Annotated in this window: 22 protein-coding genes, 1 tRNA gene and 1 pseudogene; 8 read left to right on the forward strand and 16 right to left on the reverse strand. The window is 60.7% G+C overall.

Features of this window, described 5'->3' with window-relative positions; all coding sequences use genetic code 11:
• Window positions 1-43: 43 nt before the first annotated feature.
• Both E7738_RS10075 and E7738_RS10080 read left to right on the forward strand, forming a co-directional pair.
• Window positions 44-1204, forward strand: coding sequence for a pyridoxal phosphate-dependent aminotransferase (locus E7738_RS10075; RefSeq protein ID WP_394516342.1), 1161 nt, complete (start codon window positions 44-46; stop codon window positions 1202-1204).
• A complete protein-coding gene (locus E7738_RS10080) occupies window positions 1192-1962 on the forward strand; it encodes an amidohydrolase (protein ID WP_104189157.1) in 771 nt (256 codons plus the stop codon). Before E7738_RS10075 ends, E7738_RS10080 begins: the two co-directional genes overlap by 13 nt.
• Window positions 1963-2009: 47 nt before the next feature.
• Here E7738_RS10080 and katG read toward each other — a convergent pair whose 3' ends face one another.
• The 10 genes from katG to hpxU form a co-directional block, all read right to left on the reverse strand.
• Window positions 2010-4208, reverse strand: coding sequence for a catalase/peroxidase HPI (gene katG, locus E7738_RS10085; RefSeq protein WP_031279672.1), 2199 nt, complete (start codon window positions 4206-4208; stop codon window positions 2010-2012).
• A gap of 246 nt (window positions 4209-4454) precedes the next feature.
• Window positions 4455-4790: a hydroxyisourate hydrolase gene (gene uraH / locus E7738_RS10090; protein ID WP_021507290.1), complete on the reverse strand. Its 336-nt coding sequence runs from the start codon at window positions 4788-4790 to the stop codon at window positions 4455-4457.
• Window positions 4787-5281 carry a 2-oxo-4-hydroxy-4-carboxy-5-ureidoimidazoline decarboxylase gene (uraD, locus tag E7738_RS10095; protein ID WP_021507291.1) on the reverse strand — a complete coding sequence of 165 codons (495 nt, stop codon included), beginning with the start codon at window positions 5279-5281 and terminating at the stop codon, window positions 4787-4789. The genes uraH and uraD overlap by 4 nt, the downstream gene beginning before the upstream one ends.
• 12 nt (window positions 5282-5293) lie before the next feature.
• Window positions 5294-6553 carry an allantoate amidohydrolase gene (gene hpxK / locus E7738_RS10100; RefSeq protein WP_394515587.1) on the reverse strand — a complete coding sequence of 420 codons (1260 nt, stop codon included), beginning with the start codon at window positions 6551-6553 and terminating at the stop codon, window positions 5294-5296.
• Window positions 6550-7785 (reverse strand): pyridoxal-phosphate-dependent aminotransferase family protein, encoded by a 1236-nt coding sequence (locus E7738_RS10105; protein ID WP_058781166.1) that lies wholly within the window; start codon window positions 7783-7785, stop codon window positions 6550-6552. The genes hpxK and E7738_RS10105 overlap by 4 nt, the downstream gene beginning before the upstream one ends.
• 21 nt (window positions 7786-7806) lie before the next feature.
• Window positions 7807-8538 (reverse strand): amino acid ABC transporter ATP-binding protein, encoded by a 732-nt coding sequence (locus E7738_RS10110; protein WP_021507294.1) that lies wholly within the window; start codon window positions 8536-8538, stop codon window positions 7807-7809.
• Window positions 8519-9175 (reverse strand): amino acid ABC transporter permease, encoded by a 657-nt coding sequence (locus E7738_RS10115; protein ID WP_021507295.1) that lies wholly within the window; start codon window positions 9173-9175, stop codon window positions 8519-8521. Before E7738_RS10115 ends, E7738_RS10110 begins: the two co-directional genes overlap by 20 nt.
• Entirely contained in the window at window positions 9172-9840 is a 669-nt protein-coding gene (locus tag E7738_RS10120; protein ID WP_021507296.1) for an amino acid ABC transporter permease, read from the reverse strand. The genes E7738_RS10115 and E7738_RS10120 overlap by 4 nt, the downstream gene beginning before the upstream one ends.
• A gap of 12 nt (window positions 9841-9852) precedes the next feature.
• Window positions 9853-10638 (reverse strand): transporter substrate-binding domain-containing protein, encoded by a 786-nt coding sequence (locus E7738_RS10125; RefSeq protein WP_031279673.1) that lies wholly within the window; start codon window positions 10636-10638, stop codon window positions 9853-9855.
• A gap of 194 nt (window positions 10639-10832) precedes the next feature.
• Window positions 10833-11672, reverse strand: coding sequence for a MurR/RpiR family transcriptional regulator HpxU (gene hpxU, locus E7738_RS10130; protein WP_021507298.1), 840 nt, complete (start codon window positions 11670-11672; stop codon window positions 10833-10835).
• A 192-nt stretch (window positions 11673-11864) separates the two neighbouring features.
• Here hpxU and E7738_RS10135 point away from each other — a divergent pair, with 192 nt between their 5' ends.
• From E7738_RS10135 to hpxZ, 4 genes are read left to right on the forward strand one after another with little or no spacing between them, the layout of a single operon-like run.
• The gene (locus E7738_RS10135; RefSeq protein ID WP_394515588.1) at window positions 11865-13451 is read left to right on the forward strand and encodes a gamma-glutamyltransferase family protein; all 1587 of its coding nucleotides are present in this window, start codon (window positions 11865-11867) and stop codon (window positions 13449-13451) included.
• Between the two features lie 11 nt (window positions 13452-13462).
• Entirely contained in the window at window positions 13463-13648 is a 186-nt protein-coding gene (gene hpxX / locus E7738_RS10140; protein WP_104092603.1) for an oxalurate catabolism protein HpxX, read from the forward strand.
• Window positions 13645-15042, forward strand: coding sequence for an AtzE family amidohydrolase (locus tag E7738_RS10145; RefSeq protein WP_394515589.1), 1398 nt, complete (start codon window positions 13645-13647; stop codon window positions 15040-15042). Before hpxX ends, E7738_RS10145 begins: the two co-directional genes overlap by 4 nt.
• A 2-nt stretch (window positions 15043-15044) precedes the next feature.
• Window positions 15045-15428: an oxalurate catabolism protein HpxZ gene (gene hpxZ / locus E7738_RS10150; protein WP_058769325.1), complete on the forward strand. Its 384-nt coding sequence runs from the start codon at window positions 15045-15047 to the stop codon at window positions 15426-15428.
• A gap of 74 nt (window positions 15429-15502) precedes the next feature.
• Here hpxZ and puuE read toward each other — a convergent pair whose 3' ends face one another.
• The 3 genes from puuE to E7738_RS10165 are packed head-to-tail and all read right to left on the reverse strand — an operon-like array spanning window position 15503 to window position 17942.
• On the reverse strand, window positions 15503-16456 hold the full coding sequence (puuE, locus tag E7738_RS10155) for an allantoinase PuuE (RefSeq protein WP_021507302.1): 954 nt from the start codon (window positions 16454-16456) through the stop codon (window positions 15503-15505).
• Window positions 16457-16491: 35 nt separating this feature from the next.
• The gene (hpxA, locus tag E7738_RS10160) at window positions 16492-17223 is read right to left on the reverse strand and encodes an allantoin racemase (RefSeq protein ID WP_021507303.1); all 732 of its coding nucleotides are present in this window, start codon (window positions 17221-17223) and stop codon (window positions 16492-16494) included.
• Window positions 17220-17942 (reverse strand): GntR family transcriptional regulator, encoded by a 723-nt coding sequence (locus E7738_RS10165; RefSeq protein WP_394515590.1) that lies wholly within the window; start codon window positions 17940-17942, stop codon window positions 17220-17222. Before E7738_RS10165 ends, hpxA begins: the two co-directional genes overlap by 4 nt.
• Before the next feature lie 144 nt (window positions 17943-18086).
• Here E7738_RS10165 and E7738_RS10170 point away from each other — a divergent pair, with 144 nt between their 5' ends.
• Window positions 18087-19580 carry an NCS1 family nucleobase:cation symporter-1 gene (locus tag E7738_RS10170; protein WP_021507305.1) on the forward strand — a complete coding sequence of 498 codons (1494 nt, stop codon included), beginning with the start codon at window positions 18087-18089 and terminating at the stop codon, window positions 19578-19580.
• A 100-nt stretch (window positions 19581-19680) separates the two neighbouring features.
• Here E7738_RS10170 and E7738_RS10175 read toward each other — a convergent pair.
• Together E7738_RS10175 and dnaQ are read right to left on the reverse strand one after the other, a co-directional pair.
• Window positions 19681-19757, reverse strand: a tRNA-Asp gene (locus tag E7738_RS10175).
• A 134-nt stretch (window positions 19758-19891) separates the two neighbouring features.
• Window positions 19892-20623 (reverse strand): DNA polymerase III subunit epsilon, encoded by a 732-nt coding sequence (dnaQ, locus tag E7738_RS10180; RefSeq protein ID WP_058776026.1) that lies wholly within the window; start codon window positions 20621-20623, stop codon window positions 19892-19894.
• On the opposite strand from dnaQ, the pseudogene rnhA reads away from it, so the two are divergent.
• Window positions 20577-21144 (forward strand): annotated as a pseudogene (gene rnhA, locus E7738_RS10185) (ribonuclease HI). The gene dnaQ and the pseudogene rnhA overlap by 47 nt on opposite strands.
• Here the strand turns inward: rnhA and E7738_RS10190 are convergent.
• Window positions 21129-21863: a class I SAM-dependent methyltransferase gene (locus E7738_RS10190; RefSeq protein ID WP_021507307.1), complete on the reverse strand. Its 735-nt coding sequence runs from the start codon at window positions 21861-21863 to the stop codon at window positions 21129-21131. The pseudogene rnhA and the gene E7738_RS10190 sit on opposite strands and share 16 nt — an antisense overlap.
• Window positions 21864-21874: the final 11 nt, after the last annotated feature.

Raw genomic sequence — 21874 nt, forward strand, 5'->3', positions numbered from 1 at the left:
CAAGGTTACTCCGCAACGACATTCGCGCTTAAGGCACCCGATGATGACGCAGCCCAACCTGATCCCCGAGAGCAAACTACCGGCGCTCGGCACCACCATTTTTACCCAAATGAGCGCCCTCGCCGCCCAGCACAACGCCATCAATCTGTCACAGGGCTTTCCCGATTTTGACGGCCCGCGCTATTTGCAGCAGCGCCTGGCACATCACGTCAGCGAAGGCGCCAACCAGTACGCGCCGATGATTGGCACCCTGCCGCTGCGCGAGGCGATCGCCGATAAAACCGCAGACATGTACGGTCATCGGCCGGATATCAACAGCGACATCACCGTGACGGCGGGCGCGACCGAAGCGCTGTATGCTGCGATCACCGCGCTGGTGCGGCCGGGCGACGAGGTGATCTGCTTTGATCCCAGCTACGACAGCTATGCGCCGGCGGTTCAGCTGGCTGGCGGCGTGCTGAAACGCATCGCGCTGCAGCCGCCCGCTTTTCAGGTCGACTGGCTGGCCTTCAGCAGCCTGCTCAGCGCGCGCACCCGGCTGGTGATCGTCAACACGCCGCATAATCCGTCCGCCACCGTGTGGCACGCCAGCGACTACGCCGCGCTGTGGCAGGCGATCGCCGGACAGGAAATTTATGTGCTCAGCGATGAAGTCTATGAGCATATCTGTTTTGATGAGCAGGGCCATGCCAGCGTGCTGGCACATACCGACCTGCGTCAGCGCGCTATCGCAGTCTCATCCTTCGGCAAAACCTTTCATATGACCGGCTGGAAAGTGGGTTACTGCATCGCTCCGGCGGCGATCAGCGCCGAAATCCGCAAAGTGCATCAGTATCTCACCTTTTCAGTGAATACCCCGGCGCAGCTGGCGATTGCCGATATGCTGCGCCAGCAGCCGGAACATATTGATGAGCTGCCGGCCTTCTACCGCGCCCGGCGTGACCGTCTGATGCAGGCGCTGGCCGCCAGCCGGTTTAAGGTACTGCCGTGCGCCGGCACCTATTTCCTGCTGGTGGATTACAGCGCCATTTCCGATTTGGATGATGTCAGTTTCTGCCAGTGGTTAACCCGCGAAGTAGGCGTGGCGGCGATTCCGCTGTCGGTGTTCTGCGCGGACCCTTTCCCACACAAGCTCATTCGCCTGTGCTTTGCTAAACAGGAAGCGACGCTCGACGCCGCTGCGGAGCGTTTATGTCAGCTTTAAAACTTACCGTATTACAGGAAACCCTGAGCTGGATGGATGGCGCGGCCAACCTGCGCCATTTTGATGAGGTATTGCAGGGCTTGACGGGCCGCGATGTCATCCTGCTGCCGGAGATGTTTACCACCGGCTTCGCCATGGAGGCGGCGGCCAGTTCGCTGCCGCAGGATCAGGTAGTGGCGTGGCTGCACGGTCATGCCAAAGCCCTGAATGCTCTGGTCGGCGGCAGCGCGGCGATTCAGAGCGACCAGGGCGCGGTAAACCGTTTCCTGCTGGTGGAGCCCGACGGCACGCTGCACCAGTACGACAAACGCCATCTGTTCCGCATGGCCAGTGAGCACCAGCACTATGTGCCCGGTGAAACGCGCAAGGTGTTCCACTGGCGCGGCTGGCGTATTCTGCCGCAGATTTGCTACGACCTGCGCTTCCCGGTGTTTTCGCGCAACCAGAATGATTACGATCTGGCGCTGTACGTCGCCAACTGGCCGGCACCGCGCGCGCTGCACTGGCAGGCGCTGCTGCTGGCGCGCGCCATTGAGAATCAGGCCTATGTAGCCGGGTGTAACCGCGTCGGCAGTGACGGCAATCAGCATCAATACAGCGGCGACAGCCGGATCATCTCGCCGCAGGGTGAGATCCTCGCGGCCGCTGAACCCTTCGCCCGCGCGCGCCTCGACGCCGAGTTATCACTGGAGGCGCTGCAGGACTATCGCGAACGCTTCCCGGCCTGGCGCGACGCCGATGAATATACGCTGAAGTAATAAAAAACCCCGGCCAGGCCGGGGTTCGCGTTATTCACGTCAGTTGCTTACAGATCAAACCGGTCGAGGTTCATCACTTTGGTCCAGGCGGCCACGAAGTCGTTAACGAACTTCTGCTTCGCATCGCTGCTGGCGTAAACTTCCGCCAGCGCGCGCAGGATGGCGTTAGAACCAAACACCAGATCGGCGCGGGTGGCGCTGTACTTCACTTCTCCGCTCTGACGATCGCGGCCTTCGAACAGCTCAGCGCTCTCATCGGTGGCGCGCCATGCGGTGCGCATATCCAGCAGATTGATGAAGAAGTCGTTGCTCAGAACGCCCACGCGATCGGTAAACACGCCGTGCGCGCTGCCGTCGAAGTTGGTGCCCAGCACGCGCAGACCACCCAGCAGTACCGTCAGCTCTGGCGCGCTCAGCGTCAGCTGTTGCGCTTTGTCCAGCAGCAGGGTTTCGGTGGAAGAACCGCCCTGCACGCGGCGATAGTTACGGAAACCATCGGCCAGCGGCTGCAGTACGTTGAATGACTCGACATCCGTCTGGTCCTGACGCGCATCCACGCGGCCCGGCGTGAACGGCACCTGCACCGCGACACCTGCCGCTGCTGCCGCCTGCTCAATCCCGACGCTGCCCGCCAGCACAATCACATCCGCCAGCGACGCTTTACCTGACTCCTGCTGAATCTTCTGCAGCACTGGCAGCACATCGCGGGTGACACTGGCGTTGACCGCCCAGCCGTTCTGCGGCGCCAGCGCCAGACGGGCACCGTTTGCCCCGCCGCGTTTATCGCCGCCACGGAAGGTGGAAGCAGACGCCCAGGCCGCAGAGACCAGCTGGCTGACGCTCAGACCCGAAGCGGCAATTTTCGCTTTCAGATCGGTGATGTCATCCGGCGTCGGCTGATGCGTGGCCTGCGGTAACGGATCCTGCCACAGCAGATCTTCCTTCGGCACTTCCGGACCGAGGTAGCGCGCTTTTGGACCCATATCGCGGTGCGTCAGTTTAAACCAGGCACGGGCGAAGGCTTCGTTGAACGCCTGCGGATCGTTGAGGAAACGACGCGAAATCTTCCCGAACTCCGGATCGAAGCGCAGCGTCAGGTCGGTGACCAGCATGGTCGGCTTGCGTTTTTTCTCTGGATCGAACGGATCCGGGATAATCGCTTCGGCATCAACCGCTTCGAACTGAATCGCGCCCGCCGGGCTGTGCGTTTGTACCCACTCATATTTGAACAGGTTCTCGAAGAAGTAGTTGCTCCACTGCGTTGGGGTTTGCGTCCATACCACTTCCAGACCGGAAGTGATGGCATCGGCACCGGCACCGCTGCCGTAGCTGCTGTGCCAGCCCAGACCCTGCGCTTCCAGCGGCGAGGCTTCCGGATCGACGCCCACGTGGCTGGCCGCAGCGGCACCGTGCGTTTTACCCAGCGTGTGACCGCCGGCAATCAGCGCGACGATCTCTTCATCGTTCATGCCCATGTTGCCGAAGGTAGCGCGAATCGCCGGGGCCGCCGAGCGCGGATCGCCGCTGGCTTCCGGACCTTCCGGGTTCACGTAGATCAGGCCCATTTCCGTCGCACCCAGCGGCGCGTTTGCCAGGCTTTCCGGATGGCGGTGCGCCAGCCATTCGGTCTCATGTCCCCAGTCCACGTCCATGTCCGGTTCCCAGACATCTTCACGACCGGCACCAAAGCCAAAGGTACGGAAGCCGGCGTTTTCCAGCGACACGTTACCGGCAAGAATGTAGAGATCGGCCCAGGAGATTTTCTGGCCATACTTCTGTTTCACCGGCCACAGCAGACGCCGCGCTTTGTCGAGGCTGACGTTATCCGGCCAGGAGTTAAGCGGCGCAAAGCGCTGCTGACCACGCCCGGAACCGCCGCGCCCGTCGATGGTGCGATAAGTACCGGCGCTGTGCCACGCCATACGAATGAACAACCCGATGTAGCTGCCCCAGTCGGCAGGCCACCAGGATTGCGAGTCGGTCAGCAGCGCACGAATGTCGGCTTTCAGCGCGGCGTAATCCAGCTTGCTGAACTCTTCACGGTAGTTGAAAGTGTCACTGAGGGGGTTAGAACGGCTGGAATGCTGGTTTAACAGATCGACGCGCAGCATGTTTGGCCACCAGTCGCGGTTGGTGGTCCCGCTTCCGGCGCCACGCGCTAAAACGCTTTTCTCTTCCGATGCTCCATGATGAAAGGGGCATTTTCCTGAGGCGGCTGCATTATCATTATTTTCGGGCGTGCTCATTTCTCGGCTCCATTGGCTTCACGTTGTCCGGTTAAGATAACCGCACCGTGTTGCAGAATATATTTGGATGGACCGAAGGTTTTGATAGTTACTGGCTTTCAAGCGCGAGGTTTGTGATAGAGAGCACGAATTTCAGGGCGCAGATGTCCACCTCATGATGGATCGGGTTATACCGGTGCGCATGAATGCGCACCCTACGGAACCGCATAACGATTTTTACAGGGGCGCCATTGATGGCGACCTGGATTAACTTCCGCGGTAAGTCGACCACGACCACGGGGAAATGAGGAACGGCAGGTGATAATGGCTGCCGGCGGAGCCAATCACAAAATCAATCTGCGCGCTCACATACAGCGCATCACGCCCGTCGGCGGCGAAATAGTCACCGATCTCCGCGGTTAAGCGATAGTGGCCCGGCGCCAGCGGTTCAGGCGTGAGATCTTTGATGCGCCCGTCGCTGTCGGTTTCGCCCTCGGCCACTGGCAGCCAGCCCTCAGGGCTGTTCTGCTCCAGCGACATCGCGACGCCAATCGCCGGTTTGCCCAGCGCGGTGTCGAGAATATGGGTGGTGATGGTGCTCATGTAATGCTCTCCTTAAGCCGTAACAGGGTAATTTCCCGCAGCTGCGCCAGCGCTTCCTGCTGCTCGGTCTCTTCATCATTGTTGAGCCTGCGCTGCAATTCCGCCAGCATCTGTTCACCGCTGCGCCCTTTGGCGCGAATCAGAAACACCCGGCCGAAGCGCTGCTCATAGCGCTCATTACCGGCCAGCATCGCCAGCTGCAGCGCACCGTTAGCCTGCTGCATCGCTGCCTGTTCCTGCTGCGACAGCGCGGCCTCTTTACCCGCGCCCTGCGCTTTTTCGCCGATGCGCGGATGGGCGCTCAGCGCCTGTTGCAAGGCGTCGCCCTGCCACGCCAGCGCCAGCTGTTGCGCCGTGGTGTACAGCGCCGTCAGGCTGGCGAACGGCCGCGCCGCCACCAGCGCCTGCTGCCAGGCGGGAATCGCCACGCAATGGGCAATCGCCGCCTGCGCCTGCGCGACGCTCGCCTGATTAAAATCGTTCAGATCCATTTCGCGGCTCCTTTAGCTGCGCGCCAGATCGCACACCGCCTGCAGATAGGCCTGCACGCCGAGCGCCACATCGGCCACCTGCACCGATTCCGCCGGATGATGGCTGATACCGCGATGGTTGCGCACAAACAGCATGCCCACCGGCCAGCGCTCAGCCATCGCGATCGCGTCGTGACCGGCTCCGCTCGGCAGCGCCAGACTGCGCCCCTGTACGGTTTCTACCGCATGGCTCAGCGCCTGCTGCAGCCGCATATCACAGGCGGTGGCCGCGATGCGATAGTACTCGTTAGCGCTGAAGCTGAGCCCGCGCCGCAGCGCGATGGCTTCCGCCTGGGTCAGCAGGCTGGAAAGCAGACGTTCCAGCGGTTCATCCTGCGGTCCGCGCACGTCCAGCGACAGCTGCACGTCGCCGGGGATAACGTTAACGGCGCCCGGCAGACAGCTCAGCGTGCCCACCGTTGCCACCAGCTGCGGATCCTGATCCTGCGTGGCCTGTTCCACAAACACCATCCACTCTGCAGCTGCTGCCAGCGCGTCTTTGCGGTGCGTCATCGGCACCGTGCCGGCATGACCGGCCTCCCCGACAAAGCGGCAGTTAAGACGGCGCGCGCCGTTAATCGCTGTCACCACACCAAGCGCCAAATCGTCCTGTTCCAGACACGGTCCCTGCTCAATGTGCAGTTCGAGATAAGCCACAATGTCGCTCACCTCACGTGCCGCCTGCGGGATCAGCGCCGCGTCCAGGCCGAGGTCCTGCATCGCCTGCGCCACCGTAATACCGTTACCGTCCGGATGTGACACCCAGCTCTCCGGCCAGCTGCCGGTGAGGCCGCGGCTGCCAAGCAGCGTGATGCCAAAGCGCGTGCCCTCTTCATCGCCGAAGCCGACAATTTCAATCGCCAGCGGCAGGCGCTGCTGATGGTCGTGCAGCCACTGCACGGTTTCGATGGCGCTGAGCACGCCCAGCATGCCGTCGTAACGTCCGGCGTTGCGCACGGTATCGAGGTGCGAGCCGAGCAGCAGCGCCGGTGCGCCCGGCTCCGCCGCTTCATAGCGACCGCAGATATTGCCGACCGCATCCTGCCAGGTGTGCATACCTGCCGCCTGCATCCACTCAGCAACGCGCGCGTTGGCGCGCACCTGCTCCGGCGACAGATAGACGCGGGTCAGCCCCTCTTCGCTTTCACTGATTGCTGCCAGCGCGTCACAGCGCGCCATCACCCGCGCCGCCGCTGACTGCGCCTCACCGGCGCTCATCAGGCTATGACTCATGCGTGGCTCCCGTAGTGGTCCCAGGCAGCCTGCAGCGCCGCGCCCTGAGTGGTGCGGAAACCGACGTGATTCAGCACGGACTCCAGCGCGCTCAGCGTCAGCATCACGCAATCTTTGCGCGCGTTGTAGCCCATGGTGCCGATGCGCCACACTTTGCCGTGCAGCGGACCGAACGAGGTGCCAATCTCAATGCCGAAATCGTCCAGCATCAATTTGCGTACCTGGTCACCGTTGATGCCCTGCGGGATCACCACGCCAAGTACGTTATTCATCTTGTGTCTGAGATCGCCAAAGGTTTCCAGCCCCATGCCCTGAATGCCTTTCAGCAGCGCATCACCGTGCAGCTTGTGACGCGCAATGCCGTTATCCAGCCCTTCCTGCAGGATCAGACGGGCACATTCGCGTGCGCCAAACAGCGCCGAGGTGGCTTCGGTATGATGGTTGAGCCGCTCCGGCCCCCAGTAATCCATGATCATGCCGAGATCGAAGTAGTTGGAGTAGATCATCTCGTCGACGCCATCCTGATGTGCGTCGGTACGGATGCCCTGCTCCACGCACTTACGCTGACGGATCACCGCTTCCATTTGCGGGCTCAGGGTGATCGGCGAGGTGCCGGACGGACCACCGAGGCATTTCTGCATCCCGGCAGAGACCGCATCCAGCCCCCAGGCATCGGTTTCCAGCGGGTTGCCGCCCAGCGATGCGGTGGCATCGGTGTACAACAGCACGCCGTACTGGCGACAAATGGCACCGAGCTGCTCCAGCGGTTGCAGCATGGTGGTTGAGGTATCGCCCTGCACCGTCAGCAGCAGGCGCGGTTTGACTTTTTTGATCGCATCTTCGATCTGATCCGGGGTAAATACCTCGCCCCACGGCACCTCGATGGTATGGACTTCCGCGCGGCAGCGACGGGCGATTTCGCACAGCAGATGGCCGAAGCGGCCGAACACCGGCACCAGCACTTTATCGCCCGGACGAATCGCCGACAGCAGGATGGCTTCGATACCGGCGCGTGAGGTGCCATCAATCAGCAGGGTCCAGCGGTTTTCAGTGCGGAATACGCCACGATACAGCGCCATCACCTCGTTCATATAGTGCGTCATCGCCGGATCGTACTGCCCAAGCAGCTGGCTCGACATGGCGCGCAGCACGCGCGGGTCGGCGTTGATCGGGCCCGGTCCCATCAGCAGACGCTGTGGCGGATTGATTTGCGAGAACTGGCTGATATCCATGAGGGGTTCCTTATTGTTCGGTTACAGACGCACGGTCGAAATAAACTGCTTCAGCTCGGCGGTTTGTGGGTTTGCAAACAGCGTTTTGCTGTCACCCTGCTCCCACACGCGTCCCTGATGCATAAACACCACGCGGTCGCCCACGTCGCGGGCGAAGTTCATTTCATGGGTGACGAGAATCAGCGTCATGCCTTCGGCGGCCAGCTGCTCCAGCACTTTCAGTACTTCACCCACCAGCTCCGGATCGAGCGCCGAGGTGATTTCGTCACAGAGTAAAACTTTTGGCTGCATCGCCAGTGCACGGGCAATCGCCACGCGCTGCTGCTGACCGCCCGACAGGTTGGCCGGGTAGTAATTGAGGCGTTCGCCGAGCCCGACTTTTTCCAGCATCTGCGTAGCCAGCGTGCGGCACTCCGCCTCGCTCTTTTTCAGCACGCGGCGCGGTGCCAGCATCACGTTTTCCAGCGCGGTCATGTGCGGAAACAGGTTAAAGTTCTGAAACACCATGCCCACCGAGCGGCTGATTTCACGCGCCTGCGATTCACGATCGGTAATCGTCATGCCGCCCAGTTTAATGCTGCCTTCCTGATAGCCTTCCAGCCCGTTCATGCAGCGCAGCAATGTACTTTTACCGGAGCCGCTGCGGCCAATGATGGAGATCACTTCGCCGTTGTCGATATCCAGATCGACCCCTTTCAGTACGTGGTTATCACCGTAGTACTTCTGGACCTGATTAATGGTGATGAGCGGCATTGAATTTTTTCTCCAGGTACTGGCTGTAACGCGACAGCGGATAACACATCAGGAAGTAACCGAGCGCCACCAGGCCAAACACCTTGAAGGGCTGATACGTCACATTGTTGAGAATGGTGCCGGCTTTGGTCAGCTCGACAAAGCCGATAATCGACGCCAGCGCGGTGCCCTTGATCACCTGCACGGCAAAGCCAACGGTCGGCGCGATGGCGATGCGGATAGCCTGCGGTGCCACCACGCGATACAGCGTCTGGCCAAAGTTCAGGCCGAGGCAGCGCGACGCTTCCCACTGCCCTTTTGGCAGCGCGCGAATGCTGCCGTACCAGATATCCAGTAAAAACGCGCTGGTATACAGCGTCAGCGCCAGCGACGCTGCGGTCCAGGGCGCGACATCGATGCCGAACAGGCCAACGCCGAAGAAGGCCAGAAACAGCTGCATCAGCAGCGGCGTGCCCTGAAACAGCTCGGTATAACAGCGAATCAGGCGGGTGAGCCAGCGACGCTGCAGCAGACGCAGAAACAGCAGCGGCAGTGTCACCAGCGTGCCGCCGAAAAAGGCCACCAGCGACAGCAAAATCGTCCAGCGCGCCGCCAGCAGCAGGTTGCGCAGGATGTCCCAGTCAGTAAACGTTGTCATGCCGGCTGCGCTCCAAACCATTTGCGACCCAGCGCCAGCAGCAGCTGACGCATGGCAATCGACAACGCCAGATAGATCAGCGTGGTCACCAGATAAACTTCAAAACTCAAAAAGGTGCGCGACTGAATCAGGTTGGCGGCAAACGTCAGCTCTTCATACGAGACCTGCGACACCACCGACGAGCCGAGCATCACAATGATGCACTGGCTGACCAGCGCCGGATAAATGCGCTGCAGCGAGGGCGGCAGCACCACGCGGATGAAGGTTTGCGTGCGGCTCAGCCCGAGCACGCGCCCCGCTTCCCACTGCCCGCGCGGCGTGACCTGGATACCGGCACGGATGATTTCAGTGCTATAGGCGCCAAGGTTAATCAGCATCGCCAGCAGCGCCGCTTCACCGGCCGTCAGTTTCAGCCCGAGATTAGGCAGACCAAACACGATAAAAAACAGCTGTACCACAAACGGCGTGTTGCGAATCAGCTCGACGTAGATGCCCCACAGGCGGCTGGCCCAGCCCGGTTTGCCGCTGCGCAGCGCCGCGCCGAGAATACCCAGTCCGACACCGCCCACCGTTGCCAGCACCGTAAGCTGCACCGTGACCCACAGTCCGGCCAGCAGCTCTGGCCAGTGCGGCCAGAGATCTGCAAAGTTAAGTTGCCCAATCATTGGCCGTTCCTGTTATGCGCCGAGGTTGGCAGGCAGCGGCGCTTTCAGCCACTCTTCCGACAGCTTGTTCAGCGTGCCGTCTTTAATACCCTGCTCAATCAGTGCGTTCACTTTCTCTTTCAGCGCTGGCTCATTCTTTTTCAGGCCGATAAAGCACGGTGAATCTTTCAGCATAAACTGCGGCACCGGGGCTTTTTCCGCGTTCTGGCGCGCAATCGCCGCGACCACCAGGTTACCGGTAGCGACATACTGCACCTGACCGGAGAGATAGGCGGACAGCGTGGTGTTGTTATCTTCGTAGCGCTTCACCTGAGCATCTTTCGGAGCAACATCACTCAGTACCATGTCCTCTACCGCACCGCGCGTCACGCCAATCGATTTACCGCTCAGCGCCGCCGCATCTTTCAGCGTCTCGCCTTTCGGGCCGAACACGCCGAGGAAGAACGGTGCGTAGGCGCGGCTGAAGTCGATCACTTTTTCGCGCTCGGCGTTTTTGCCCATGCTGGAGATCACCAGGTCGACCTTGTCGGTCTGCAGATACGGCACGCGGTTGGCGCTGGTCACCGGCACCAGCTGCAACTTCAGTTTCATCTGCTTCGCGAGGTATTTCGCCATGTCGATGTCATAGCCCTGCGGCTGCAGATCGGTACCAACCGAGCCAAACGGCGGGAAGTCCTGCGGCACCGCCACGCGAATCACGCCACGCTTCTGGATATCCTGCAGCTGATCGGCCATGGCGCTGCCTGCCTGCGCCAGCAGCAATGCTGCTCCTGCTACTGCCAGTAATACTTTGTTCATTATGCACCCCGGTGAGTTAATGGTGAAACAAAAGATTCTTGGTAAATTGATTTGCAACTAATGTGCCAACCACAACGGGCAGCAAACGCAGCGGCTAAGCGGAGGATTTAAGGCGGTTGTGGGCGCATCATAACGGGGATCACCCCGTTAGCAGACGCGATCAAAAAAGGTGCAAAGCACCAAAACGGTGCCCTTTAGCGGTGTTCCAGCTCGTCAAGCTGCTGGTAAAGATCGGCAATCTGATGGATGCGCTGACGCCCCTGCGACAGCATTTCGTGCAGTAGCGCGTTGGCCAGCAGGTTGATCAGGCTCATTGCCGAGGCGTAGCTGTCAAAGGCGGAAACGCTGTCGAGCGGTGCGCACAGCTGCCAGCGCGCCAGGGTGAGAATGCCCTGCGCCTGCGGTTCGCACAGCACCAGTACCGGGATGCCGCTCTGCTGCAGCTGCTGCATCAGTGGACGAATGATGCGTGGCCGGCGGCGAAACGCCATTACCACCACCACATCTTCCGGCGTCATGTCCACCAGCTCTTCGCCCAGCGTCTGGCCTGGCTGCGGCAACACCTGCACCTGAGCGCGCGCCTGCAGTAGCTGCTGACGCAGGTGCAGCGCCACCGGATAAGCGTTGCGCATCCCAATGATAAACACCCGCCGTGCGGCACCCAGCGCAGCAATCACCTCGCTAAACTGCCGGGCGTCAATGCTGTTGACCCACTGCGTCAGGTTCGCCATCTCCTGCTTGTAATGACGCGACAACAGCGTGTTGCCCTGCACCGCGTCGCGGTTATCGGTCAGCGGCATTCCGCTCTGGCGCAGGGTGCGCAGTTCGTCACGCATGTCTTTGTATTTTTCATAGCCGAGGCGTTTGAACAGCCGGCTTACCGTGGCCTTTGATACGCCGCTAAGCCGCGCCAGCTCAGCGCTGTTATAGCTAATCAGATCATCAAAATGGTCAAACACAAAGTCAGCAATGCGCTGCTCCTGCGGCGACAGTTGCGGATAGTGACTGCGAAGGCGTTCATCGAGCTGTTTCATCATCGGTCCTGTAACTTTCGTTTCATCACAAGCTAGCATAAATCGATCCAGGCTGGCGTAACACCAAAACTGGAACGGCTCTTGCTTTACCATTGGTACAGACTGGTAGCGGCGCAATTTGTTGCGCTTGTTTTCCCTATCCAGCGCGATAAACCGCGCCGCTACAAAAGAATAATCCGGGAACAGTTCACTATGATTCAGAGCAATATGGCCCCGATGGGCATGGCGGTGACGCCGCATCACCTTGCCAGTGAAAGCGCACTGGCGGTACTGCGTGAAGGCGGCAACGCGCTGGAAGCGATGGTGGCGGCCGCGGCGACCATCGCGGTGGTCTATCCGCACATGAATGGCCTTGGCGGCGACGGCTTCTGGCTGGTGGTGCCACCCAGCGGTGATCCGGTTGCCATCGATGCCAGCGGTGCTGCCGGCTCGCTGGCGCACCCCGACTTCTACCACGGCGAAAGCCATATCCCGCATCGCGGCCCTAAAGCGGCACTGACGGTCGCCGGCACCGTCAGCGGCTGGCAGGAAGCGCTGACGCTGGCGCAGGAGCTGGGCGCAACGCCGCTGCCGCTGAGCCGTTTGCTGCGCGATGCGATTCGCTATGCGGCCGATGGCATTCCGGTCACCGCCTCCCAGGCGGCAGCGACGGCGGCAAAACAGCATGAGCTGCAACATCAGCCCGGTTTTGCTGCCACCTTTCTGCCTGATGGCGCACCGCCCGCCGCCGGCAGTCGTTTTACCCAGCCGGCACTGGCACAGACGCTGAGCGTGCTGAGCGAGCAAGGGCTGGAGAGCTTTTATCGCGGTGAGCTGGCGCACCATCTGGCACGCGAAATGGGCGCGCTCGGCATGCCGATTACGCTGGACGATTTACACCGGCAGCGCGCCCGGCGCTGCACGCCGCTGCACCTCGCGCACAGCGAAGGCGATATCTGGAACATGACGCCGCCAACGCAGGGGCTGGTATCGCTGGCGATCCTCGGGATCACCGATCGTCTGGCGATGACCGACGCCAGTGAAGCGCAGACAGTGCACCGCATCGTTGAAGCCACTAAACAGGCCTTTGCCCTGCGCGATCAACACATCACCGATCCGCGTCACATGGCGATTGATGTGCAGTCGCTGCTGAATGCCGATCATCTCGGCACGCTGGCCGCGCAGGTGCAGGACGATCGCGCCGCGCCCTGGGGCACCGGACGCGGACCGGGCGATACCGTGTGGATGGGAGTGATGGACAGCAGCGGCCTGGCGGTCTCCTTTATCCAGAGCATTTACCACGAATTTGGCAGCGGCGTCGTGCTGCCCGGCACCGGTATTACCTGGCAAAACCGTGGCGCGGCGTTCAGCCTGCAGCCGGATCACCTGCTGACGCTGGCACCGGGCAAACAGCCGTTCCATACGCTCAATCCAGCGGCTGCACGCCTGAAAGATGGCCGCACGCTGGTGTACGGCTCGATGGGCGGTGATGGCCAGCCGCAAACCCAGGCGGCGATCTTTACCCGCTATGTCATTCAGGGCCAGCCGCTGCAGCAGGCGGTCAGCGCACCGCGCTGGCTGCTTGGCCGCACCTGGGGACAATCCTCAGACTCCCTCAAGCTGGAGGCGCGCATCGCGCCTGAAACCGTGCAGCAGCTGCGCGCGCTCGGTCATGAGGTCGAACTGCTGGCTGAATACAGTGAAGTGGTGGGCCACGCCGGCGCCATCGTCAGACACAACAATGGCATGCTGGAAGGCGCGTTTGATCCGCGCAGCAACGGCAGCGCTGCCGGCTTTTAACGGAGACAATCATGAATGCACAACCGGACTGGGCGGCCTATATCGCCCAAATGGAACAGATTCTGGCGCTGGAGCTGGACGACACGCGCCGCGCCGAGCTGCTGACGCAGTTTAACCGTATCGCCGCAATGGCGCAGCCGCTGATGGCGCTGCCGCTGGACGATCGCCTGGAAGTGGCGGGAGTATTTCATCCATGACGCTGGCAGCCTTATCGATTAGCCAGCTGCAGCAGGCACTGGCGCAGGGCGATCTCAGCGCGCGCGACATCGCACAGCAGACGCTGGCCGCCATTGAACAGCATAACCCGGCCATCAACGCCTGGACCGCCGTCACCGCGCAGCGCATGCTGCGGGAAGCCGATCGGCTGAATCAACAGCGTCAGCGCGGCGAGCCGCTGCCGGCGCTGGCTGGCATTCCCTATGCGGTAAAAAACCTGTTTGACGTCGCCGGTCACAGCACGCTTGCCGGCGCCAGCCTGTTCAGCGAGCGGCCGGTGGCGCAGCAGGATGCGTGGGCGGTCTCTAAGCTGCAGCAGAGCGGCGCACTGCTCTCCGGCATGCTGAATATGGATGCCTACGCTTACGGCTTTACCACCGAGAACACCCATTATGGTGCCACCCGCAACCCGCGCGATCTGTCACGCGTGGCCGGCGGCTCGTCCGGCGGTTCCGCAGCGGCCGTCGCCGCCGGGCTGGTGCATTTTTCACTCGGCACCGACACCAACGGCTCGATTCGCGTGCCTGCTTCGCTGTGCGGCATTTTCGGCCTGAAACCCACCTTTGGTCGTCTGTCGCGCAGCGGCAGCCATCCGTTTGTCGCCAGCCTCGACCACATCGGTCCGTTTGCCCGCTCGGTGGAAGATTTGAGTCTGGTCTACGATGCGCTGCAGGGCGGCGACGCCAGCGATGCGTTTCAGGCGGCGCGGCCTGCGGAACCGGTCAGTGACAGGCTCTCTGCTGGCAGCGAAAAGCTGCGCAGCGCGGTGCTGGGCGGCTTTTTTGCTGACTGGTGCAGCGATGAGGCGCGCGCGGCGGTGGCGGTAGCGGCCCGCGCGCTCGGCGCGACAGAAGAAGTGACGCTGCCCCAGGCCGAACTGGCGCGCTCGGCCGCGTTTATCATGACCGCCGCGGAAGGCGGCAATCACTATCTGCCGGCGCTGCGCACCCAGCCAGAACGCTTTGAGCCGAATTCACGCGAACGCCTGCTGGCTGGCGCGATGCTGCCCGCCGCGTGGTATGTGCAGGCCCAGCGTTTCCGCCGTCACTTCCAGCAGCAGGTGCTGCCGCTGTTCGACCATTATGACGTGCTGATCGCCCCGGCCACGCCCTGTACCGCCACCACCATCGGCCAGGAAACCATTCACATCAACGGTCAGGATTTGCCGACACGCGCCAGCATGGGCATGCTCACGCAGCCGATTTCGTTCCTCGGCCTGCCGGTGTGTAGCGTACCGCTGCTCACCGCCAGCGGCTTACCGATTGGCCTGCAACTGATTGCTGCGCCGTTTAACGAACAGCTGGCGCTGCGCGCCGCCTGGACACTGCAGCAGCAGGGTGTGACGCTGCCACAAACCTCTTTTATGGATGCCTGAAGATGACACCTGAACATATCGATCGTCCGGCGATACTGGCTGAAGTCACCGCCGCGTTTTACCGCTACGAGCAGGCGCTGGTGAGCAATGATGTCGCCGTGCTGGACGAACTGTTCTGGCACGATGCGCGTACGGTGCGACTCGGTGCCGGAGAGAATCTGTACGGGATTGACGAGATTCGCGCCTTTCGCGCGGCGCGGCCGTCAAAGGGGCTCGATCGCACGCTGCGCAATACGGTGATCACCACCTTTGGCGATGACTATGCGGTGTGCAGCACCGAGTTCACCCGCGAGGGCGTAGAGAAGATCGGCCGTCAGCAGCAGACCTGGGTACGGCTGCCGTGCGGCTGGCGCATCGTGGCGGCGCAGGTGAGTTTGATGAGCTGAGGCGGGCGCGAGTGTTGCCCTCTCCTGACAAGAGAGGGCAAAAACGACCTGACATCGGTGGAAAGTAAGGCCGCTTAGGCAGCCGGATGCGTCTTCATCCAGTGATCGGCAATCTGCTGACGCGTGCACACCCACACCTTGTCGTGCTGCTGAATATGGTCGAGGAAACGCTGCAGCGCGCGGAATTTCCCCGGACGCCCCAGCAGACGGCAGTGCATGCCAATCGACATCATCTTCGGCGCAGTCGCGCCCTCTTCATACAGCACATCAAAGGTATCGCGCAGATAGGTATAGAACTGCTCGGCGGTGTTGAATCCCTGCGGCGTGGCGAAGCGCATGTCGTTGCACTCCAGCGTATAGGGAATGATCAAATGCGGCTTCACCGTGCCGTCCTGACAGGTGACCTGCGTCCAGAACGGCAGATCGTCACCGTAGTAATCGCTGTCGTAGCTGAAGCCGCCCTGCTCGACCACCAGCCGCCGCGTATTGGGGCTGTCGCGCCCGGTATACCAGCCGGTGGGCGCTTTACCGAATAACTCGGTGAGCACGTCCACTGCCTGCTGCATGTGCTGACGCTCGGTTTTGGCATCCATCCCCTGATAGTGAATCCAGCGCCAGCCGTGGCTGACCACATCGTAATCGGCGGCTTTGATGGCCTCGACAATCTGCGGATGCCGCGCCAGCGCCATCGCGACGCCAAAGATGGTCAGCGGCAGGCCGCGCTGCTGAAACTCCTGATGGATGCGCCAGAAACCGGCACGCGAACCGTACTCATACAGGGAATCCATCGACATGTGGCGATCGGCATAGCTGGCGGCACCGATGATGTCGGAGAGAAACTGCTCAGAGCCCGCGTCACCGTGCAGCACATTGTTTTCAGCGCCCTCTTCATAGTTGAGCACGAACTGCACCGCCACCCGCGCCTCACCCGGCCACTGCGCGTGCGGCGGCTGGCCCGCATAACCAATCAGATCGCGCGGATAGTTTTTGTTGAAGCTGTACTCTTTCTTTTCAGATACATCACTCATTCTGCAAGTTCCTGTCATCAGTCCTCAACCAGCCCTTAGTTTAGGTGCTGAAATGCCGCGCTGAGCGGTTTTTTAATCGGGTAAGCCAGATCGCCGTGTTTGCTGGTACCAAAGCCCAGCGCCAGTAATGACTCGACCATTTTCACCGCCGCACTGACGCCATCAATCACCGGCAGGCCCAGCTCTTTAGTCAGATCCTGCGCCAGCGACGCCATGCCGCCGCAGCCCAGCACAATCGCCCCGCTGCCATCTTCACGTTTCGCCTGCAGGCAGCGCTCGCGCACCTTCTCCTGCGCGACGCCGCTGCCGTCCTCAAGCGCCAGCACCGGCAGGTCAATGGCGTGCAGCGCGGCACAGTGATGGCTGAATCCGTATTGCTGCAGCAGATGGCGGGCGATCACCAGCGTGCGCGGCAGCGTGGTGACAATCGAAAAGCGCGTCGCCACCAGCGTCGCGGTGTGCATCGCCGCTTCGGCAATGCCAATCACCGGTCCGCTCGCCAGTTCGCGCGCCGCCAGCAGTCCCGGATCGCCAAAGCAGGCGATGATATGGCCGCTGACGCCCTGCTCTTTGCCGCGTTTTACCTGTTCCAGCACGCCCACCGCGGCAATCGCTTCATCAAAGTGCCCTTCAATGGAGGGCACGCCCTCGCTCGGGCACACCGCCACAATCTCCGTGCCAGGTGCGGCCACGGCGCGCGCCGCTGCACCGATGGTCGCCGTCATGGCGGCGCTGGTATTCGGGTTGATCACCTGGATCAGGCTCATGATGCAGTTCCTTTATGACCGGCAAATAACCGGGTGAAATCAGGCAGGGTTTCGCCGCTGCGTTCAAAGTGCAGGCTGGCGACGATATGTTCGAAGTGATGCTGCAGCGCCGTAGTTAACGCCGGCAGATCGTTTTGCCGCAGCAGATCCACCAGCCGATCGTGATGATCGCAACGACAGCCACGCTGCCACGGTGCACCGTAAGCGGCGATCACCAGTGAGGAGCGCTGCGTCAGGCGCGTCACCATGTCAGTCAGCACCTGGTTGCCGGAAATCGCCTGCAGCTGGATATGAAAAGCCGCAGACAGACGGATGGCGGCGGCTCCGTCGTGCTGCTGGTGCGCCTGCTGCTCGTCGGCAATTAAGCCACTGAGCGCGGCGAGATGCGGCGGCTGCAGATGCGCCAGCACCGCCGGCAGGTTGGCGCACTCCAGCAAGCTGCGCGTGGCGAAGATGTCGCGCGCTTCCTCCACGCCCGGCGTCGCCACCTGTGCACCACGTCTGGGCGACAGGGTGATCATTTGCACCGCCGCGAGGCGCTGCAGCACCTTACGAATGCCGGTACGGCTGACGCCAAACACCTCCGACAGCGCCTCTTCCGGCAATTTGCTGCCCGGCGGCAGCTGGTGCTCCACGATGGCGTTCAGCAACGCCTGATAGATAGGTTCGTCTCTGTCATTCAGATCGGCAGCCGTTTTCAGGCCTGTTTCACTCTTCATTACCCGCTCCGGCAAGTGACTGTATGCAGACATCGTATACGTGAAATTCATTTTTTGTATACAAGAAATCAATTTTGGCCTGGATCCTGCAATACCGTTTCACGCTGTCATTATTTTTCCATGAAGTTAAGAGGAGCAGGTTTCATGCCAAATCATTCTGAAGTGACCTCTGCGGTGGCCTCTGAAGCCAACGCCCATTACAGCCCGCGTCTGTGTAACGACGACCTGGCGCCGACCCGCAACCAGAGCTGGTCGTGGTACAACATTTTTTCGTTCTGGATGTCGGACGTGCACAGCATGGGGGGTTATGTAGTGGCGGCCAGCTTCTTCACCCTCGGTCTGGCCAGCTGGCAGGTGCTGCTGTGTCTGCTGGTGGGAATTTGCATCGTGCAGCTGTGCGCTAACCTGGTGGCAAAGCCGAGCCAGATGGCCGGCGTGCCTTATGCGGTGATTTCGCGTCAGGCATTTGGCGTGTTCGGGGCCAACATCCCGGCGGTGATTCGCGGGCTGATCGCCTTCGCCTGGTACGGCATTCAGACCTATCTGGCGGCGAATGCGCTGATGCTGGTGCTGCTGAAGTTCTACCCGTCGTTAAGCAGCATGACGCAGAGCAGCTGGCTCGGCCTGTCGCAGCTTGGCTGGTGCTGTTTCGGCGTCATGTGGCTGCTGCAGGCGATGGTGTTCTGGCACGGCATGAGCGCGATTAAACGCTTTATCGATATCGCCGGTCCGGCGGTATACGTGGTGATGGTGGCGCTGGCGGGCTGGATTGTATACAAAACCGGTTTTGACGGTATCTCCTTCACCCTCGCCAGTAAATCACTGAGCGCGGGCGAGCAAACCTGGCAGATGATTACCGCGACCGCGCTGGTGGTCTCTTATTTCTCCGGCCCGCTGCTCAACTTTGGTGACTTCTCGCGCTACGGCAAAAGCATGGGTGAGATTCGCCGCGGCAACCGCTGGGGCCTGCCGTTCAACTTCCTGCTGTTTTCGATTGTGACCGTGGTCATTGTCTCGGGTACTCAGTCGCTGTTTGGCAAAATGATCACCGATCCGATTGAAACCGTGAGCATGGTAGGCAACGATGTAGCGGTCGCTATCGGGCTGCTGACCATGATTACCGCCACCATCGGCATCAATATCGTGGCGAACTTCGTTTCGCCAGCGTTTGATTTCTCTAACTGCTCACCGCAGAAGATCAGCTTCCGCGCCGGTGGCATGATTGCCGCCGTGGGTTCAGTGCTGCTGACGCCGTGGAATCTGTTCCAGTCACCGGAGCTGATTCACTACACGCTGGATGTGCTGGGATCGTTTATCGGGCCGCTGTTTGGCATTCTGATCGCCGATTTCTACCTGATTAAACGCAGCAAGGTGTACGTTGATGACCTGTTCAACGATACGCCAAAAGGCCGCTACTGGTATCGCGGCGGTTTCAATCCGAAAGCGATTGCTGCACTGCTGCCTTCCGTCGGCATTTGTCTGGTGATTAGCTTTATTCCGTCCCTGCACGCGGTGGCAAACTTCAGCTGGTTCATCGGCGTGGCGCTGGGCGCTGGCTGCTACCGCTGGCTGGCGCGCGCCGAACGTGAGGTGCCGCAAGCCACCTATCGTGCGGAAGTGGCGGTACAGAAGGATTAATGCGCTGGCGGTCGCCATGAATGGCGACCGTACGCCAGATGGGTATGATTTAGAAAAGCAAAAAGCCGATGCATTGCTGCATCGGCTTCTTTAAAGAGATTGGCGGAACGGACGGGGCTCGAACCCGCGACCCCCTGCGTGACAGGCAGGTATTCTAACCAACTGAACTACCGCTCCGCGCTTTGTTCCCCGTCGGGAACGAGGCGCATATTAATGGCAGCCTCATCCCTCGTCAACGCTTTTTGCAGGGGAATCTCTCGTTTGCCGTTTTTTTCAGCTTAACGACGCTTTTCCACGCAAAATCAGCGGCTTCAGGCGCGCCACAGGCAGCTGCCGCCCTTCTTTTGCACCAGATCGAGCCGGCTCTCATGCGCCATTATTTCTTCATCGCTGGCGCTAACCACGCGCAGGCCGGCGCCCGGACGAACGATGCGCTGTATATGCTCGCCTGCCACCTGATTGCTCTGCTCGCCTTCCATTGAAAACGCCAGCGAGGTCTGGCCGCCGGTCATGGTGAGGAACACTTCGGCCAGAATCTCGGCATCAAGCAAAGCGCCGTGCAGCGTACGTTTGCTGTTGTCGATCTCGAAACGGTTACACAGCGCATCCAGGCTGTTGCGCTTGCCCGGGAACATTTTACGCGCCATCGCCAGGCTATCGGTGATCTGACAGAAGGTTTCTGTCTTACCGATGTCGCGCTGCAGCATGGCAAATTCGTAATCCATAAAGCCGATGTCGAACGAAGCGTTATGGATCACCAGCTCCGCGCCGCGAATGTAATCGAGGAATTCGTCGGCGATTTGCGCAAAGGTCGGTTTATCGGCGAGGAATTCATCGGCAATACCGTGTACGCCGAACGCTTCCGGATCCACCAGCCGATCGGGCTTGAGATACATATGGAAGTTGTTGCCGGTCAGGCGACGGTTGATCACCTCAACCGCACCGATTTCAATGATGCGATGTCCTTCGTAATGCACCCCGATCATGTTCATGCCGGTGGTTTCGGTATCGAGGACGATCTGGCGGTTATTTGCAGTGCTCATAGGACTCGTTTTATGTCAGACTTGGCGTTTTGTCAGAAGGAAGTCTACCAGAGATGCGCAAACAGGTAGAAATATTCACCGATGGATCCTGCCTGGGCAATCCCGGTCCCGGCGGCTACGGCGCCATTCTTCGCTACCGCCAGCACGAGAAATTATTCAGCGCCGGCTATCGCCTTACTACCAATAATCGCATGGAGCTGATGGCGGCCATTGTGGCACTGGAAGCGCTGACCCAGCCGTGTGACGTGGTACTCAGCACCGACAGCCAGTACGTGCGCCAGGGCATCACCAGCTGGATTCACAACTGGAAAAAGCGCGGCTGGAAAACCGCAGAAAAGAAGCCGGTGAAGAACGTTGATCTGTGGCAGCGACTCGACGCGGCGCTCAGTACCCATCAGATTCAATGGGAGTGGGTAAAAGGCCATGCCGGTCATCCCGAGAACGAACGCTGCGATGAACTGGCACGCAGCGCTGCCGGCAATCCTTCCCTCGACGATATTGGCTATCAGGTTGAGTCCTGATCGCTCGCTTCACGAAACTGCCGCGTGGCATTGACCGCTGGCCGTAACTGGGTTTTGCCGGGCATCATCTTCACTTTGCCCGGCGTCAGCGGGAAGGTGCGCTTACGCGCAACCACGATATTCAGACAGCCCAGCGCCGGCAGGTGCGTGCTGATCATCTTGCCGCCCTGGCGGTGCCACGGCACCACCTGAAAACGCGTACGATACACCACTTCATAGTTGAGTAAGCTCAGCCAGTCGAGCAGGCGCACCTGGCTGAACATCCGTCCGCTCCACGGTGCGCGGCGCTGTAATCCGGGCAGGCCTTTACTGATGCCCAGCAGGCTGAACGGATTGAAGCCGCTAATAATCATCCAGCCGTCATCAATCAGTACGCGATCCACTTCGCGCAGGACGCGGTGCGGATCCTGGCTCCAGGCCAACGTGTGCGCCAGCAGACAGGCATCAATCGATTTGGCTTCAAACGGCAACTGTGTTGCGCTGGCGATGACGTGCAGCCCATCGCCCTCATCGCCCACATTAACCTGATGCGATATGGCACACTGGCGGGTATTGATTTCTGCGCTGAGGCTGCCAATTTTAAGCATATGAAAGCCGTACAGCTTGCCGAGATACGGTTGCAGTTGCTGAGTTAACGCGTCGCGGAAATAGTCGCCCCAGGGCATATCCTGCCAGGAGCGCGGCGCAGTCAGGATTTGGCGTGTTTTCGCTGGCTTCATGCTCTACCATT

This window comes from Pantoea sp. SGAir0430, assembly GCF_043549295.1.

What these genes read in the sequence shown, in the direction of transcription:
- E7738_RS10105 (WP_058781166.1), bottom strand. Translation starts at nt 7,785, where the DNA reads ATGGATATCAGCCAGTTCTCGCAAATCAATCCGCCACAGCGTCTGCTG.
- dnaQ (WP_058776026.1), bottom strand. Translation starts at nt 20,623, where the DNA reads ATGAGCACTGCAAATAACCGCCAGATCGTCCTCGATACCGAAACCACC.
- E7738_RS10080 (WP_104189157.1), top strand. Translation starts at nt 1,192, where the DNA reads ATGTCAGCTTTAAAACTTACCGTATTACAGGAAACCCTGAGCTGGATG.
- hpxX (WP_104092603.1), top strand. Translation starts at nt 13,463, where the DNA reads ATGAATGCACAACCGGACTGGGCGGCCTATATCGCCCAAATGGAACAG.
- E7738_RS10110 (WP_021507294.1), bottom strand. Translation starts at nt 8,538, where the DNA reads ATGCCGCTCATCACCATTAATCAGGTCCAGAAGTACTACGGTGATAAC.
- uraH (WP_021507290.1), bottom strand. Translation starts at nt 4,790, where the DNA reads ATGAGCACCATCACCACCCATATTCTCGACACCGCGCTGGGCAAACCG.
- E7738_RS10165 (WP_394515590.1), bottom strand. Translation starts at nt 17,942, where the DNA reads ATGAAGAGTGAAACAGGCCTGAAAACGGCTGCCGATCTGAATGACAGA.
- E7738_RS10145 (WP_394515589.1), top strand. Translation starts at nt 13,645, where the DNA reads ATGACGCTGGCAGCCTTATCGATTAGCCAGCTGCAGCAGGCACTGGCG.
- E7738_RS10125 (WP_031279673.1), bottom strand. Translation starts at nt 10,638, where the DNA reads ATGAACAAAGTATTACTGGCAGTAGCAGGAGCAGCATTGCTGCTGGCG.
- E7738_RS10115 (WP_021507295.1), bottom strand. Translation starts at nt 9,175, where the DNA reads ATGACAACGTTTACTGACTGGGACATCCTGCGCAACCTGCTGCTGGCG.
- hpxA (WP_021507303.1), bottom strand. Translation starts at nt 17,223, where the DNA reads ATGAGCCTGATCCAGGTGATCAACCCGAATACCAGCGCCGCCATGACG.
- E7738_RS10170 (WP_021507305.1), top strand. Translation starts at nt 18,087, where the DNA reads ATGCCAAATCATTCTGAAGTGACCTCTGCGGTGGCCTCTGAAGCCAAC.
- E7738_RS10190 (WP_021507307.1), bottom strand. Translation starts at nt 21,863, where the DNA reads ATGAAGCCAGCGAAAACACGCCAAATCCTGACTGCGCCGCGCTCCTGG.
- puuE (WP_021507302.1), bottom strand. Translation starts at nt 16,456, where the DNA reads ATGAGTGATGTATCTGAAAAGAAAGAGTACAGCTTCAACAAAAACTAT.
- E7738_RS10075 (WP_394516342.1), top strand. Translation starts at nt 44, where the DNA reads ATGACGCAGCCCAACCTGATCCCCGAGAGCAAACTACCGGCGCTCGGC.
- E7738_RS10135 (WP_394515588.1), top strand. Translation starts at nt 11,865, where the DNA reads ATGATTCAGAGCAATATGGCCCCGATGGGCATGGCGGTGACGCCGCAT.
- hpxZ (WP_058769325.1), top strand. Translation starts at nt 15,045, where the DNA reads ATGACACCTGAACATATCGATCGTCCGGCGATACTGGCTGAAGTCACC.
- uraD (WP_021507291.1), bottom strand. Translation starts at nt 5,281, where the DNA reads ATGGATCTGAACGATTTTAATCAGGCGAGCGTCGCGCAGGCGCAGGCG.
- hpxK (WP_394515587.1), bottom strand. Translation starts at nt 6,553, where the DNA reads ATGAGTCATAGCCTGATGAGCGCCGGTGAGGCGCAGTCAGCGGCGGCG.
- hpxU (WP_021507298.1), bottom strand. Translation starts at nt 11,672, where the DNA reads ATGAAACAGCTCGATGAACGCCTTCGCAGTCACTATCCGCAACTGTCG.
- E7738_RS10120 (WP_021507296.1), bottom strand. Translation starts at nt 9,840, where the DNA reads ATGATTGGGCAACTTAACTTTGCAGATCTCTGGCCGCACTGGCCAGAG.
- katG (WP_031279672.1), bottom strand. Translation starts at nt 4,208, where the DNA reads ATGAGCACGCCCGAAAATAATGATAATGCAGCCGCCTCAGGAAAATGC.